The organism is Zhenpiania hominis, from assembly GCF_014333425.1.
Lineage (GTDB): Bacteria > Bacillota > Clostridia > Peptostreptococcales > Anaerovoracaceae > Hominibacterium > Hominibacterium hominis.
Genome location: NZ_JACRYT010000009.1, coordinates 94870 through 110604, shown reverse-complemented (window position 1 = coordinate 110604; position 15735 = coordinate 94870). Strand labels below are relative to the sequence as shown.

The window sequence follows — 15735 nt, the reverse complement described above, 5'->3', positions numbered from 1 at the left end:
AGTTCTACCTTTCTGATAATGATTTCCTCCTGTTCATAAGTCTCATAGGAGGATAATTATACCACATTCGGGACATTTTCTTTTGTGGTATACTAAGACATTATCATATGTGAACCATAAACATGTTAGGGCAATCGCAAAGTCATAATTAGTAGAAAAGAGAGTAGAGGAAAAGCGACATTTTCTGCTGCTCTCTTAATTTATGCTTGACTTGTATTGTATATTATGATAATACATATATATGAAATATCCAGATTATGTAAAACAGTACAGGCCAAAGGGGACAGTGGTAAAAAAAGTAAATGACACATACTACGCTTACTACGCGACTTCCAAACGTGTTCCAGGAAAAAATTATCCGGTCCAGGAGATTAAGGGACTGGCAGGGAAAATAGATCGGTGGGGGTTCCATCCGCTGTACAGAACGAGGGTTGATACGGAGCACGTAGTTATCCGGGAGTGCGGCTTTACAAATTTTCTGCTGAAATTTGAGGAGGAATATATCAGCAGGCGAAGCGGACCTGTGCAGGAGCGGAGGAATCTTTATTACAGTATGATCGTTTACTTATCCAATAATTCCTTTTTAAATGACAGGGCAGACGTGACGATTTATCCGGTGGATGAAATGGTCGAACGCTTCCATATCGGGATCCCAAACCAGATCACAGCGATCAGCAAGATCTGTGAATACCCATTGGAAGAATTGGAGCCGCTGAAATATATTTGCAGTGTCAGGATGGGGAAACGGGTTTTTCAAAGTGAACTGACGAAAGTACAAAGAGAATTGCTAGAAAGGCTGGGAATAGAAGACAATGAGATACGATGAAGAAAAGCAACTGATCTTTCTGTTGGAGCAGATTGAAGACCCGAGACATGCCAGAGGGATCCGTTATCGTTTTGCAGATCTGCTGCTGATCTGTATTTACGCGGTGCTGGCGGGTCACAGCGAAGGGAGCGATATTGCTTTTTACGCGGAACTGAACTTCGAATATTTTAAGGAGAAAACCCAGATGAAACGGGTGCCTTCCCACGACACCTTTTCGAGGCTGTTGCGAATGGTCAGTTTTGAGAAGCTGTCGTTTTCGCTGGGGGCGTGGCTTAAAGAAATGTTCCCGGAGATCTGCGAGAGATACAAAGACATGAAAATATTGCGTGTAGATGGGAAGGCGGTACGAGCGGCCAGCGAAAAAGGGAAAGGAGAAAAGCCGAGGTATCTTCTAAACGCAATGTATGAGGGGGAATCCATTGGATTGAAGGTGAAGGAAGTGGGAGAGAAGGAGAATGAAATCAGCTGTCTTCCGGAATACCGGAAGCTGTTTGAGTTGAATAAGACGATCGTGACTATAGACGCAATGGGGTGTAACCAGACCGTAATCCAAGCGATAGTAGATAGGGGAGGAAGCTATGTCATACCGGTAAAAGAAAACCAGAAAAGGCTGCTGCGGACGATAGAGGAAGAGTTGGAGAGACTGAAACAGAAAGGGAAGTATGAGAAGCTAGACGGAGTGGAACAAATTAACAAGAGTCATGGAAGGATAGAACGCATAAAAGGAAGACTGATTCAAGACACATCGTTTCTATATGAAAAGCTGGGGCTTGAATCGATTTATGGAAGTATTGCCCGGATAGGGGTCATAGAGAAAAAGACGGTTCAGACAGGGACAGGCGAGATAAGCCATTCCAGACAGATCGTGATCACAAATCTGGAAGAGTTGGATATAGAAAATCTGGTAAAGATCCGACAAGGGCATTGGAATATAGAGATGCAGCACTGGCTGTTAGATGTGCAATTAAAGGAAGACCAGAAAACCGCGCGGAAAGAAGGAGCCATGACAAGTGGAGCTGTATTAAGAAGATTCTGCCTGATGATGAAGAAATATGATGAGCAATACTCAGATAAGCCAATGAAACGGTTTATTATGGCAAATGAGCATGATATACACAGGATAGAGAAACTGCTCTTTGAGAAAAAATATGAAAATTAAAACTCTCTGACTTTGCGATTGCCCTATAAACATGTTAGGGCAATCGCAAAGTCATAATTAGTAGAAAAGAGAGTAGAGGAAAAGCGACATTTTCTGCTGCTCTCTTAATTTATGCTTGACTTGTATTGTATATTATGATAATACATATATATGAAATATCCAGATTATGTAAAACAGTACAGGCCAAAGGGGACAGTGGTAAAAAAAGTAAATGACACATACTACGCTTACTACGCGACTTCCAAACGTGTTCCAGGAAAAAATTATCCGGTCCAGGAGATTAAGGGACTGGCAGGGAAAATAGATCGGTGGGGGTTCCATCCGCTGTACAGAACGAGGGTTGATACGGAGCACGTAGTTATCCGGGAGTGCGGCTTTACAAATTTTCTGCTGAAATTTGAGGAGGAATATATCAGCAGGCGAAGCGGACCTGTGCAGGAGCGGAGGAATCTTTATTACAGTATGATCGTTTACTTATCCAATAATTCCTTTTTAAATGACAGGGCAGACGTGACGATTTATCCGGTGGATGAAATGGTCGAACGCTTCCATATCGGGATCCCAAACCAGATCACAGCGATCAGCAAGATCTGTGAATACCCATTGGAAGAATTGGAGCCGCTGAAATATATTTGCAGTTTCAGGATGGGGAAAATGGTTTTTCAAAGTGAACTGACGAAAGTACAAAGAGAATTGCTAGAAAGGCTGGGACTCGCAGAAAATGAGATACGATGAAGAAAAGGAACTGATCTTTCTGGTGGAGCAGATTGAAGACCCGAGACAGGCCAGAGGGATCCGTTAACGTTTTGCAGATCTGCTGCTGATCTGTATTTACGCGGTGCTGGCGGGTCACAGCGAAGGGAGCGATATTGCTTTTTACGCGGAACTGAACTTCGAATATTTTAAGGAGAAAACCCAGATGAAACGGGTGCCTTCCCACGACACCTTTTCGAGGCTGTTGCGAATGGTCAGTTTTGAGAAGCTGTCGTTTTCGCTGGGGGCGTGGCTTAAAGAAATGTTCCCGGAGATCTGCGAGAGATACAAAGACATGAAAATATTGCGTGTAGATGGGAAGGCGGTACGAGCGGCCAGCGAAAAAGGGAAAGGAGAAAAGCCGAGGTATCTTCTAAACGCAATGTATGAGGGGGAATCCATTGGATTGAAGGTGAAGGAAGTGGGAGAGAAGGAGAATGAAATCAGCTGTCTTCCGGAATACCTGAAGCTGTTTGAGTTGAATAAGACGATCGTGACTATAGACGCAATGGGGTGTAACCAGACCGTAATCCAAGCGATAGTAGATAGGGGAGGAAGCTATGTCATACCGGTAAAAGAAAACCAGAAAAGGCTGCTGCGGACGATAGAGGAAGAGTTGGAGAGACTGAAACAGAAAGGGAAGTATGAGAAGCTAGACGGAGTGGAACAAATTAACAAGAGTCATGGAAGGATAGAACGCATAAAAGGAAGACTGATTCAAGACACATCGTTTCTATATGAAAAGCTGGGGCTTGAATCGATTTATGGAAGTATTGCCCGGATAGGGGTCATAGAGAAAAAGACGGTTCAGACAGGGACAGGCGAGATAAGCCATTCCAGACAGATCGTGATCACAAATCTGGAAGAGTTGGATATAGAAAATCTGGTAAAGATCCGACAAGGGCATTGGAATATAGAGATGCAGCACTGGCTGTTAGATGTGCAATTAAAGGAAGACCAGAAAACCGCGCGGAAAGAAGGAGCCATGACAAGTGGAGCTGTATTAAGAAGATTCTGCCTGATGATGAAGAAATATGATGAGCAATACTCAGATAAGCCAATGAAACGGTTTATTATGGCAAATGAGCATGATATACACAGGATAGAGAAACTGCTCTTTGAGAAAAAATATGAAAATTAAAACTCTCTGACTTTGCGATTGCCCTATAAACATGTTGAAAACTTCAGTTTTTTGTTGACAGAAAAGAAACTCAAATGTATAATAATAGGGCATATGTACATGGGTTTTTATATGCGCGTTTTTTGACGCTTTTGATAGGAAGGAAGGAGGTGTTTTAAAAATGAAGATGACTTATCAGCCGAAAAAGAGACAGAGAAAAAAAGAACACGGATTCAGAAAAAGAATGAAGACGAAAAACGGTAGAAATGTTTTAAAGAGAAGAAGGGCAAAAGGAAGAAAAGTGTTATCAGCATAGAGACCGCGGATTGTGGTCTTTTTGTTATGAGAACCATGTGAAGATGAGCAGCTATGCTAAAAAAAGAAGTATTACGAAAAAAAAGCGATTTTTCTTCCATTTATAAAAAAGGGAAGTCTGTTGGAGATCGTTATGTTGTCGTTTTTTGCAGAAAAAATAATCTTCCCTATAATCGAATCGCGTTTTTAGCAAGCAAAAAAGTAGGAAACAGTGTAGTAAGAAATCGAGCACGCAGGCTCATGAAGGAAAGCTACAGACAGATTTTTGAAAGACTTGCTGTAGGATATGATATTATTTTTATAGCAAGAAAGACAATTGTTAATTTGAAATGTGCGGATGTGAAAAAATCAATTGAAGCCGCAACCAGGAGATCCGGTATCTTGAAAAAATAAGAAGGTGATGAGAATGAAACATATCTTGATTCTCTTAATAAAGGGGTATCAGAAATTTATATCCCCTTTATTTCCACCTACTTGCAGATTTTATCCGACTTGTTCGGTGTATTTTATTCAAGCTTTGGAAAAATACGGATTTTTCAAAGGGACATATCTTGGGATTAAAAGAATTTTAAAGTGTCATCCCTTTCATCCGGGAGGTTATGATCCTTTAAAATAGTGGAGGAAATGAATGTACACGATATTAGGAGTAATAGCAGAACCTCTTGGCTGGTTACTTAGTTTTTTATATGGATTCATCAATAATTACGGAATTACAATTATTATTTTTACGATTATTGTAAAAATGTGTCTTTATCCATTATATATAAAGCAGACAAAGTCTATGGCCAGAATGTCAGAGGTACAGCCTAAGATGTTGGCTCTGCAGAGAAAATACGCGAATGATAAAGAGACTTTGAATATAAAAATGGCAGAGCTTTATAAAGAGGAAAAATTTAATCCTATGGGCGGATGCTTGCCGATGTTGATTCAAATGCCGATTATTATGGGATTATTCGCTCTGCTCCGGCAACCAATGGAATATATGACAAACGACGATACGATGTTGTTTGCTGTTCATGAAGAATTCCTGTGGATCATGGATCTGAGCCAGCCGGATAAATGGATTTTGCCGATTTTGGCAGGTATTGCGACGTTCATCGCGTTTTCCATGAATCAGCAGCAGCAGGAAGAAGCTACCGGAACCGCTGCTCAGATGAATGGGATGATGAAAATGATGAAGTACATCTTTCCTATTATGATCGTATGGATGGGAAGATCTTTTCCTTCCGGCCTGGCTTTATACTGGGCTTTGGGACAGATCATGCAGATCTTCTTTAATATCCATCTGAAGTCAGTAAGAAATAAACTCAAAGAGGAATCAAAAAAGAAGAAAAAATAGTAAATTTCTTTTTTGATAATGCGGAGGAATAAATATGGATTTTTCAGAAAAGTGGGGTACAGACGTAGAAGAAGCTGTCAAACTTGCCCTGATTGATTTAAAACTGGAAAGAGATGAAGTAGAAGTGACTGTACTGGAAGAGCCGTCAAAGGGGTTTTTCGGTATAGGATCAAAGCTCGCTAAGGTAAGAGTGGAGCCAAAGAAAAAAGTGGTGGAAGAAACAGCTGTGTCTGAAATGAAACCGGAAATTAAAGAGGAACAGCCTTCAACGATTGAGGAAACAGCGGAATCTGACAAAGCTCTTGAACAGCGAAAAACGGAAAAGAGGAAGAAGGATAGAAAGAAAAAAGAAAAGAAAAAGACAATCATTCCTCGTGAACCGGAAGAAAATATGGTAGAGGTAGAAGATCATCCGGCCCTTTCCTTTTTGAAAGAGTTGACGGAAAAAATGGGTCTGAATCTGGATATTACGGCTAAAACAGGAAGCAGCAGTGTTTATCTGAATATAAAAGGGAAAGATTCCGGAACCGTGATCGGAAAAAGAGGACAGACTCTGGATGCCATTCAGTATCTGACGAGCCTTGTGGTGAACAAGGAAAACGAAAAATATATCCGGGTTGTAGTAGACGCAGAGAATTATAGAGCAAAGAGGGAAAAAACCCTGGAACAGCTGGCCAACAGACTTGCGGATAAAGTTGTGAAAACAAAGAAGAGTGTGAGACTGGAGCCTATGAATCCATATGAGAGAAAAGTAATTCACGCGACCCTTCAGAGCAACCCGAATGTTACCACAAAGAGTGAAGGGGAAGAACCTTACAGAAGGGTAATCATTGAACTGGCAAAATAAAGTGGAAACAGACTCGGCCCGCAGCATATGCGGGTCTTTTTCATAATAAAGAAATTAGAAAGGTAATAGGCGATGGAAGATACAATTGCTGCTATTGCAACGGCGTACGGGGAAGGCGGAATAGGAATTGTCCGTATCAGCGGGCCAAATACTTATGACATATTAAAAAAAATATTTGTTCCGCGGAATAGAAAGCAAGATTGGAAAATGGAAAACCGTAAAATGACTTACGGGCATATTATGGATCCGAAAGACGGTCAGGTAGTCGACGAAGTACTTTCTGTTTTCATGAAAGAACCTCATACTTATACAAAAGAAGATGTTGCGGAGATCAACTGCCATGGCAGCATGGTTTCCTTAAGGAAAACCCTGGAGCTCGTTTTAAGGAATGGGGCTCGTCTTGCGGAGCCGGGAGAATTTACGAAAAGAGCTTTTTTAAATGGACGGCTGGATCTTTCTCAGGCAGAGGCAGTGATTGATCTGATTAAGGCAAAGACGGACAAAAGTTTTGATGTGGCAATGGGACAACTGGAAGGTGTTCTTTCTGAAGAAGTAGGAAAAATCAGGGCAAGTCTTCTTGATCTTTTAGTAAACGTGACGGTCAATATCGATTATCCGGATGAGGATATTGAAGAATTGACTTATGAGAAAATGGAAGATGAAATATCGCAGATAAGCAATATGATTGAAAAACTCTTGTCTACAGCGGATTCTGGAAGGCTGATTCGGGAGGGATTAAACGTAGCGATTATCGGAAAACCAAATGTGGGCAAGTCTTCTCTGATGAATGAGCTTTTGAAAGAAACCAGGGCGATTGTTACCGAAATACCAGGTACTACAAGAGATACCATCGAAGAGGTTCTCAACATTCGAAATATACCAGTCCGTCTGATCGATACAGCGGGAATTCGCGAGACAGATGACAAGATTGAAAAAATCGGAATTGAAAAAAGTAAAAAATCTTTTAATGAAGCAGATTTGATCCTATTTGTTTTAGATGTCAGCCGGGAGCTTTCAGAGGAAGATCAGGAAATTATCCATTATATCGGGGATCGTAAAGCAATTGTCCTGATAAATAAAATTGATCTTGAAAAAAAATGGGATTTAACATTTTTGAAGGAGCAGATGCCAAATGCTTCTGTAATTGAAACTTCTTTAAAAGACAGATTTGGTGTGGAGAAGGTAGAAGAAGAAATTGTAAATATGGTTTACAGCGGTTCTGTCCGGCAAAATGACAGTCTGATGGTAACAAATGTAAGACATAAGAATCTGTTGGAACAGGCGAAAAGTTCCTTGGCAGATGCCCAGTCAATGACAGCGGCTAGAGAAGCTATGGATTTTATTGAAGTGGATTTGAAAAGCGCTTATGATTCTCTGGGTGAAATTACGGGTGAAACAGTTTCTGATGATATTATTAACGAAGTCTTTTCGAGATTTTGTTTGGGAAAATAGAGTAGAGGATAAAAGATGGCATATTTAATGGGTGAATATGATGTAATTGTGGTTGGCGCCGGCCATGCGGGCTGTGAAGCGGCGCTGGCCTGCGCGAGGATGGGAAAAAGAACTTTGATTCTGTCGATTAACCTTGAGGCGGTAGCGATGATGGCTTGCAATCCTTCTATTGGAGGAACAGGAAAAGGCCATCTTGTTCGTGAGATTGACGCTTTGGGGGGACAGATGGGTCTGAATATTGATAAAACCTTTATTCAGAGCAAGATGCTGAATACGGCGAAAGGACCGGCTGTTCATTCCCTGCGGGCTCAGGCGGATAAAAATCGTTACCATGAGGAAATGAAAAAGACTTTGGAAGATCAGGAAAATCTCCATTTGAAACAGGGCGAGGCTATCGATCTGATCCTGGAAAACGGAAGAGCGCAAGGCGTCGTTTTAAAGACGGGTTCTATATACCGGTCGAAAGCCGTGATCTTGGCAACAGGTACCTTTTTAAAGGGAAAGATTTTTATTGGGGAAAGTGCTTTTGACAGCGGTCCAAATGGTTTGGCTCCGTCCATGGAACTGGGAGAAAATTTGAGAAAGTACGGTCTTCCTATGCGGAGATTTAAAACGGGTACGCCTGCCAGGGCTCTGGGGAAAAGTTTGGATTATTCGAAAATGCAGGAACAGAAGGGTGATTCAAAAATTGTTCCGTTTTCCTTTTTAAATGATGGGCTTGAGAAAGATCAGATTTCATGCTGGCTGACTTATACAAATGAAGATACACATACGGTTATTCGAAATAACTTTCACCGTTCTGCTCTTTTTGGAGGGCAGATTGAAGGCGTAGGTCCCAGATATTGTCCTTCCATAGAGGATAAAGTAAATCGGTTCGCGGATAAAAAACGGCATCAGTTATTTATTGAACCGGAAGGGCTGACAACCGATGAGATGTATATACAGGGAATGTCGTCCAGCCTTCCGGAGGATGTTCAGGAAGCTTTTTATAAAACAATTCCTGGACTGGAGCAACTGGAAATTGTGCGGCCTGCTTACGCGATTGAATATGACTGCATTGATCCTCTGGATTTAAAGCTGAGTCTGGAAAACCGACAGATCGAAAATCTTTTCTGTGCCGGCCAGTTTAACGGCAGCTCCGGTTATGAGGAAGCGGCAGCGCAAGGGTTGATGGCTGGGATCAATGCTGTTTTGAAAATTGACAAAAAAAATCCGTTTATCCTGGATCGAAGCGAGGCTTATATTGGCGTTCTCATCGACGATCTTGTGACCAAAGGTACTAATGAACCTTATCGAATAATGACCAGCAGAGCGGAATATAGACTGGTTCTCAGGCAAGACAACGCAGATCTGCGTTTGACAGAGAAGGGATATGCCCTCGGACTGGCTTCAGAAAAGCGTTATAGGAAATTTGTAGAAAAAAAGGAAATTATTGAAAAAGAAAAAAAGAGACTGCAAAAGAAGATGCTTTCACCGGAAGATATTAATGAATATCTGATCGAAAAAGGGAGCACGCCAGTGGAAACGAAAATTTCTATGATAGAGCTGATGAAGCGCCCACAGGTAAATTATGAAGATCTGGCTTTTGCGGATCCAGATCGCCCTCATCTTTCCGACCACGCCAGAGCTCAGTTGGAAGTCCAGATTAAATATGAAGGATACATTACAAAACAGGAGCAGCAGATTCAGAAATTTAAAAAGCTGGAAGATAAAAAGCTGGATAGTGATTTTGATTACGAAAAGGTTGAAGGACTCCGTTTGGAAGCCAGGCAGAAACTGAACCAGTTCAAGCCGGTGTCTTTGGGGCAGGCATCCAGAATTTCCGGAGTTTCACCGGCAGATATCAATGTGCTGTTGATTTATTTGGAAAAAATGAGAAGGAAGAAAATATGAAACAGTTAGAAAGAGCGCTGACTCAATTAGGAATATCCAGTGACAGCTCTCGAATTGAGAAATTTAGGATATACATGGAAGGTATTTTAAGTTGGAATAAAATGGTAAATTTAACTTCCATTACAGATCCGGAAGAATTTATAGAAAAATATTATATGGATTCTTTATTATGTGTATCCTATGATGAATTTCAAAATTCAAATTCGATTATTGATGTAGGAACTGGAGGAGGTTTTCCGGGAGTTCCCCTGGCCATTGCCGCGCCGGAAAAAGAGTTTCTCCTGATCGATTCCTTAAATAAAAGGATCAAAATTATAAATGAACTTTGTGAAAAGGCAGAAATTAAAAATGTGACGGCTATCCATGGAAGAGCGGAAGAGTTGGCAAAAAATAAAAAATACAGACAGAAATTTGATCTTTGCGTGTCCAGGGCAGTGGCGAATCTTTCCGTTCTTTCTGAATACTGTCTTCCTTTTATTAAAAAGGGAGGTTGGTTTCTCGCATATAAAGGACCGGATATTAGAGAGGAATTGAAGGAAAGCAGAAAGGCGATACAGATTTTAGGGGGTGAAGTAAAAAAAGAAGAACAGCCAATTTTGGATGGATTTCGTTTGGATCATAAAATTATTTTTATTAAGAAAACAGGCAGCACCCCTTCAAAATATCCGAGAAAAGCGGGAACACCATCGAAAGAGCCCCTAAAATAGATTTTTTAGGGGTTTTTTGTTGAACGAAATTTCTTTTGCCCTTGTCCCAATCCTGTTAAGATAGAATCAGAACAAGGAGGGATCAATATGTGGATTAAGAAAGTAACGGATATACCAGTTGATCTGATCGTTACAAATCCGGATCAGCCAAGAAAATGTTTTGGCGAAGAAGAGCTTCTTGAACTGAGAGATTCAATTGTAAAATATGGAGTGATACAGCCAATTATTTTAAAAAAGCAAAACAACGGACCTTACATACTGATTGCAGGGGAAAGAAGACTGAGAGCAGCAATTATGGCAGGACTTACAAAGATACCTGCTATTATTCGGGAAGCGGATGATAAGGACGCGGCGATCATCGCACTGGTGGAAAATGTACAAAGAGAAAATCTGGGATACATGGAGGAGGCGCAGGCGTATTATCGTCTTATGGAAGAATATAACCTTACGCAGGGAGAAGTAGCGGAAAGGGTAGGGAAAAAACAGTCAACGATTTCGAATAAGATTCGTATTCTTTCTTTACCGGAGGATATTCAAAAAGTTCTTATAGAAAATAAGCTTACAGAAAGACACGCAAGGGCATTGTTAAAAATTCCGGATGATGAGACCAGAAGAGTTGTGATTGAGAAGGTTGTCTCACATGGATTAAATGTGAGACAGACCGAAAAATTTATAGAGGATGTGCTGGAAAAACAACAGGAAGAACAGCGAAAGAAAAATAAGATCAGCTATATTAGCTATAAATTATATCTTAATACAATACGCAAAACTTTTAACGAAATCTTTCAAGTAGAACAGGGGGCAAAGTATACGCAAGAAGATAAAGGAGATTATTATGAGGTAAAAATAGTAATCCCTAAAAATAGCTCAAAAAGATCTCCTGAAAAAGCAAAAATTGTAAATCAATAAGAATGTTTCACGTGAAACATTCTTTTTTTTCGTAAAAACTATAGTAAAAAAAACATGAATAGTATATAATCAATTTATACAAAAGGAATTTATAGATTGTTCTAAGGAGGATATATTTTGGGAAAAGCAATAGCAATATTCAATCAAAAAGGAGGGGTAGGCAAAACTACTACAAATATAAATTTGGCTGCTTGCCTGGCTCTCAAAGATAAGAAAGTTTTGATTATCGATATTGATCCACAGGGGAATACTACTAGCGGTATTGGATTATCGAAAAAAGAACTTGGCAATACTTCTTACGAAATTCTTGTAGAAGATAAAATCGATCCACAAACGGCGATTGTGCAGACAGGAGTAAAAAACCTTGATATTATTCCAGCTAGTGTACAACTTGCCGGAGCTGAAGTAGAATTGATTAAATTAAAAGGTAGAGAAAAGAGACTAAAAAAAGCGCTGGATCAGATTAAGCCAAACTATGATTATATTTTTATTGACTGTCCTCCGTCTTTGGGTCTTCTGACTATTAACTCTCTGACGGCTGTAGATTCTGTATTAATCCCGATTCAGTGTGAATTCTACGCGCTGGAAGGTGTAAGTCAGCTTATGAGCACAATTGAAATTGTAAAGAAAAATATGAATCCAAATTTAAAGATACAGGGTGTAATTCTCAGTATGTTTGATGGAAGAACAAATCTATCTGTTCAAGTAGTTGAGGAAGTAAAGAAATATTTTAAAGAAAAGGTTTATACAACCGTAATACCAAGGAATGTAAGACTTGCAGAGGCCCCAAGTTATGGTATGCCTATTATGCAATATGATCCAAAATCAGCAGGAGCCCAGGCTTATCAGGAATTTGCTGAAGAATTCTTAAGTCTGGAGGAAGAAGAGTAATGGCAGCACCAAAAAATCGAGGTTTAGGAAAAGGGCTTGAAGCTCTTTTTAGTAATTCTGAAATAGACACACAGGAAATTTCTGTTACAAAAAAAGAAGAAAGCGAAGAAAAAGGAATTTCTTTTATTAATATAAATGAAATCAAGCCTAACCAAAATCAGCCACGGAAAAGTTTTAATGAAGAAAAGTTAGAAGAATTGGCTGCGTCTATTATAGAAAACGGTTTGATACAGCCTGTTATCTTGCGAAAAGCGGATAAAGGATATGAAATCGTTGCAGGTGAAAGACGTTGGAGGGCTTGCAGAAAAGCGGGGCTGAAAGAAATCCCATGTATCATAAGAGAATTTACAGATGAGCAGAATATGCTTATTGCTATTATTGAGAATATGCAGCGAGAAGATCTAAATCCGGTTGAAGAAGCAGAAGGACTCAATCAGATGATCGTGAATTTCGGCATGACTCAAGAGCAGGTTTCTAAAAGCGTAGGAAAAAGCAGACCGTATATTACAAATGCTCTTCGCCTTTTAAAGCTTCCGTCTGAAATTCGAGAAATGCTCTTGGCAAACCAGCTTTCCGCCGGACATGCCAGGGCAATTGCGGGGATCGGGGATACGGAAAAACAGATTCAACTTGCGGAATATGCAATAAAAGAAGGACTCTCTGTAAGAGAAATTGAAAAAATAATCAAGGAAGAAAATGCTCCTAAAAAGAAAATTTCCAGAAAAAAAGCAGAGAAAAGCGCGGATGTAAGAAAAGTGGAAGACGATTTAAAACAGATTATGGGTACGAAAGTAAATCTGAATCAGTCTGGAAAAAAGGGTAAAATTGAAATCGAATATTATAGCCGAGATGAGTTGGAGAGATTGATTGAACTATTGAAATCACTGGGATAGAATGAAAAGTTTCACGTGAAACATGGATAAGAAAGAAATAGAATTTTGTGTTCAGGAGCTTATAAAAGAGTGCCGGAATTTAAAAATACCTGTAAGCAGGAAAATAAATTCGGAAATCACAATCAACAAAAGAGCTCGCAGCCGGTTTGCCGCTTGCAGACGGGAAAAAGGCATCAAGGGTGAGATCTACAGGATTGAAATAGGAGAAATGCTTCTTGCGGCAGACAAAAAGGTTGTACGGACGATTCTTGCTCATGAGCTGCTCCATACCTGTAGGGGATGCTACAATCACGGTACTAAGTGGAAGGAATACGCATCCAAAATGAACCAGACTTATGGCTATAAGATCAAAACTACAGCTACTTATGAAGAATTGGGGTTGGAAGCGCCAAAAAGAGAAAAAAAGATCAATTATGTGATAACGTGCCAGAAATGTGGCAAAAAGTTTTACCGACAGAAACGCTCCAAATTGATTACAAATATCAACCAATACAGATGTCGATGTGGCGGAAGATTAAATTGTGAAAAGCAGATCTGAAAAATGAAAAGATCTGCTTTTGTTAATTATTTACAATTTTAAAATCGCTAAATACAGGTAATTTAAAAACAAGGAATGAATGATTTCCTATCCGCATAGAATTTAAAAGAATATTGTACAGAAAATAGAGGGGGAATCATTATGACCTATGAGGAAAAGATACCTGATTTCGCGCTGCAGCCGGCAAAATCGGAAGATGCGGATTTAGATAAACAAGAAAACAACGATGAATTTGATCCGACTCCTTATGATCGGCTTTTAGTGCCGGAACCGCCGGAAATAAAGAAAGAGAACGGTGACATTTCGGAGGAAAATAATCCGACAGAAGAAGAAAAAAGAAAAGAAACGGTGAAGGAAGAATCAGAGGAAAAAGCGGATCCAATTATTTTTAAAGAAAAGGAAAAAGAAAAAATCGAAAAAAAGCCTATTGTGGATCCGATGAGAATAACACCGCTTTCCGCTTCCTGTGTATATAATGATTTGAATATTTGTACAGTCTGCCAGAATGAAGATACAAAAATAGTAGTAGAGGAAGACGTTTTAGTTCCGGATGTAAAGCCGGATTTACTTTCGATTCTCTCCATGAGCGGGAATGCTTATCTTTCCGAACAAGAAATTCAGGCAGAGCAAGGGGAATCAGGGAATATCCGTGTAACGGGAGAAGTTTCTATTCATACAATCTATATCCCACAAAAGGAAGAAAACAAAGATCCTATCGCGGTTATACAGTCACGTCTGCCGTTTAAAAAAGACTGGCCGATTAGTGCTTCTCCAATTTCTTATACTTCCATTCGGCCTGAAATTGAAAAGATAGAATATACCGTGATTAATGAGCGCAAATTTCGCGCGAAAATAACCGTAAAACTTTTCATGAAAGAATACGCGGAAAAACATCTTAAGTTGTTTGACAGTTTGCGCAATGAAAAGCTGGAGCTTCTGAAAGAAACCGTATCTATCAGCCATATAGCTGCAAGAAAAGAAGATTCCATTGAAATTTCAGAAGATCTGCATTTAAAAGATGGATCTTTGCGGCCTTCAAAAATTCTAAATACTGATATTCGCATTGTGGAAAATCATAGACAGGTTACAGAAGAAAAAATTGTAATTAACGCGAATCTGTGGGTTGATGTTCTCTATGCCGGAGAAGATGTGGAAGAAGGGGAAATTTACGAAAGAACAGCTTTTTTTCAGGGAAAGACCGATTTCACTCAATTTATTTTAATTGATAAGGAAAAAGAGATTAGCGGAAGCCGGGTTACTTTCAACGATCAGGATCTGGAAATAAAGATAACGGAAGGAACAGAAGATGGCTTTTCTATTTCAGGAAATATCCACACATCCGTAGAACTGCTTCGCAACATTGAGAAGGAAATTGTATCCGATCTGTATCATAATACCAAAGATACAACCTATGATTGTTCCGAAGAAAAGGTAGAGGCTATTTTAGGAAACAGCCGAAGTGAAACAACCGCGAGGGAAATTTTTCATATCCCGGAGAAATACGGAAACGCAGAGAAAATACTGTACATAAACGGCATGATCAAAGAAAAGAAAAGCCGGTTTGAAGGAGGAAAAGTGATCGTAGAAGGGATTCTTACAGGAGAGATCTTGTGCCTTTCCGAGGAAAATCGAAAACCTTTCGCAGTCAGACAGGACCTTTCATTCCGAAGTTCTCTGGAACTTCCGCATAATCGTGATAATGTTAAAATTGAAAGTAATGTCGAAATTCGGGAACTCTGGTTTGATAAAATAAACGACAAGCAGGTTGAAGTAAATGCCAGTCTGCAAATTGAAGCTACCGCTATTGAAGAAAAGAATATAAAACTGATTAAGAATCCATGTTTTGTGGAAAATGATTCGAATAAACGCCCATCTTCCATGGTAATTTATATCGCGAGAAAGGAAGACAGTCTCTGGAATATAGCGAAAAAATATAAAACAGGCGTTGATACCATAAGAAAGATCAATCAGATGCAGGACAATGAAGATGTAAAAGAAAATATGCGGCTGCTTATTGTAAAATAGAAAATCCCATAAATTAAGTATAAAATAAGCCCTCCATGGTAAGAATTGAAAATACAAGGAGGGCTTTA

17 protein-coding genes are annotated in these 15735 nt (G+C 39.7%); all 17 read left to right on the top strand.

The genetic code is table 11. The annotated features are described in order from the left end of the window. The first annotated feature begins 241 nt into the window (after nt 1-241). The 17 genes from H9L42_RS09815 (at nt 242) to H9L42_RS09735 (ending at nt 15667) form a co-directional block, all read left to right on the top strand. A complete protein-coding gene (locus H9L42_RS09815; protein WP_187303231.1) occupies nt 242-826 on the top strand; it encodes a hypothetical protein in 585 nt (194 codons plus the stop codon). After that, nucleotides 813-1985: an ISAs1 family transposase gene (locus H9L42_RS09810; protein ID WP_187303230.1), complete on the top strand. Its 1173-nt coding sequence runs from the start codon at nt 813-815 to the stop codon at nt 1983-1985. Before H9L42_RS09815 ends, H9L42_RS09810 begins: the two co-directional genes overlap by 14 nt. 150 nt (nt 1986-2135) lie before the next feature. Next, the gene (locus tag H9L42_RS09805) at nt 2136-2720 is read left to right on the top strand and encodes a hypothetical protein (RefSeq protein WP_187303229.1); all 585 of its coding nucleotides are present in this window, start codon (nt 2136-2138) and stop codon (nt 2718-2720) included. A gap of 79 nt (nt 2721-2799) precedes the next feature. Next, nucleotides 2800-3879, top strand: a complete 1080-nt coding sequence (locus H9L42_RS09800) for an ISAs1 family transposase (protein WP_346726307.1) — start codon at nt 2800-2802, stop codon at nt 3877-3879. A gap of 160 nt (nt 3880-4039) precedes the next feature. Further along, the gene (gene rpmH, locus H9L42_RS09795; protein ID WP_187303227.1) at nt 4040-4174 is read left to right on the top strand and encodes a 50S ribosomal protein L34; all 135 of its coding nucleotides are present in this window, start codon (nt 4040-4042) and stop codon (nt 4172-4174) included. Between the two features lie 53 nt (nt 4175-4227). Then, the gene (gene rnpA, locus H9L42_RS09790; RefSeq protein WP_187303226.1) at nt 4228-4566 is read left to right on the top strand and encodes a ribonuclease P protein component; all 339 of its coding nucleotides are present in this window, start codon (nt 4228-4230) and stop codon (nt 4564-4566) included. Between the two features lie 13 nt (nt 4567-4579). Then, a complete protein-coding gene (yidD, locus tag H9L42_RS09785) occupies nt 4580-4789 on the top strand; it encodes a membrane protein insertion efficiency factor YidD (RefSeq protein WP_187303225.1) in 210 nt (69 codons plus the stop codon). 12 nt (nt 4790-4801) lie between these two features. Then, nucleotides 4802-5512 carry a YidC/Oxa1 family membrane protein insertase gene (locus H9L42_RS09780; protein WP_187303224.1) on the top strand — a complete coding sequence of 237 codons (711 nt, stop codon included), beginning with the start codon at nt 4802-4804 and terminating at the stop codon, nt 5510-5512. A gap of 34 nt (nt 5513-5546) precedes the next feature. Then, nucleotides 5547-6359, top strand: a complete 813-nt coding sequence (jag, locus tag H9L42_RS09775) for an RNA-binding cell elongation regulator Jag/EloR (RefSeq protein WP_187303223.1) — start codon at nt 5547-5549, stop codon at nt 6357-6359. A gap of 72 nt (nt 6360-6431) precedes the next feature. Then, complete coding sequence (gene mnmE, locus H9L42_RS09770) at nt 6432-7811, top strand: tRNA uridine-5-carboxymethylaminomethyl(34) synthesis GTPase MnmE (RefSeq protein ID WP_187303222.1); 1380 nt, start codon at nt 6432-6434, stop codon at nt 7809-7811. A 15-nt stretch (nt 7812-7826) separates the two neighbouring features. Continuing rightward, nucleotides 7827-9704 (top strand): tRNA uridine-5-carboxymethylaminomethyl(34) synthesis enzyme MnmG, encoded by a 1878-nt coding sequence (gene mnmG, locus H9L42_RS09765; protein WP_187303221.1) that lies wholly within the window; start codon nt 7827-7829, stop codon nt 9702-9704. Then, nucleotides 9701-10411, top strand: a complete 711-nt coding sequence (rsmG, locus tag H9L42_RS09760) for a 16S rRNA (guanine(527)-N(7))-methyltransferase RsmG (protein ID WP_187303220.1) — start codon at nt 9701-9703, stop codon at nt 10409-10411. The genes mnmG and rsmG overlap by 4 nt, the downstream gene beginning before the upstream one ends. Nucleotides 10412-10498: 87 nt before the next feature. Beyond that, complete coding sequence (locus H9L42_RS09755; protein ID WP_187303219.1) at nt 10499-11320, top strand: ParB/RepB/Spo0J family partition protein; 822 nt, start codon at nt 10499-10501, stop codon at nt 11318-11320. A gap of 117 nt (nt 11321-11437) precedes the next feature. Then, nucleotides 11438-12211, top strand: a complete 774-nt coding sequence (locus H9L42_RS09750) for a ParA family protein (RefSeq protein ID WP_187303218.1) — start codon at nt 11438-11440, stop codon at nt 12209-12211. Beyond that, complete coding sequence (locus H9L42_RS09745; RefSeq protein ID WP_187303217.1) at nt 12211-13104, top strand: ParB/RepB/Spo0J family partition protein; 894 nt, start codon at nt 12211-12213, stop codon at nt 13102-13104. Before H9L42_RS09750 ends, H9L42_RS09745 begins: the two co-directional genes overlap by 1 nt. 22 nt (nt 13105-13126) lie before the next feature. Continuing rightward, complete coding sequence (locus H9L42_RS09740; protein ID WP_187303216.1) at nt 13127-13642, top strand: SprT-like domain-containing protein; 516 nt, start codon at nt 13127-13129, stop codon at nt 13640-13642. 141 nt (nt 13643-13783) lie between these two features. Continuing rightward, nucleotides 13784-15667 (top strand): DUF3794 and LysM peptidoglycan-binding domain-containing protein, encoded by a 1884-nt coding sequence (locus H9L42_RS09735; RefSeq protein WP_187303215.1) that lies wholly within the window; start codon nt 13784-13786, stop codon nt 15665-15667. Nucleotides 15668-15735 lie beyond the last annotated feature (68 nt).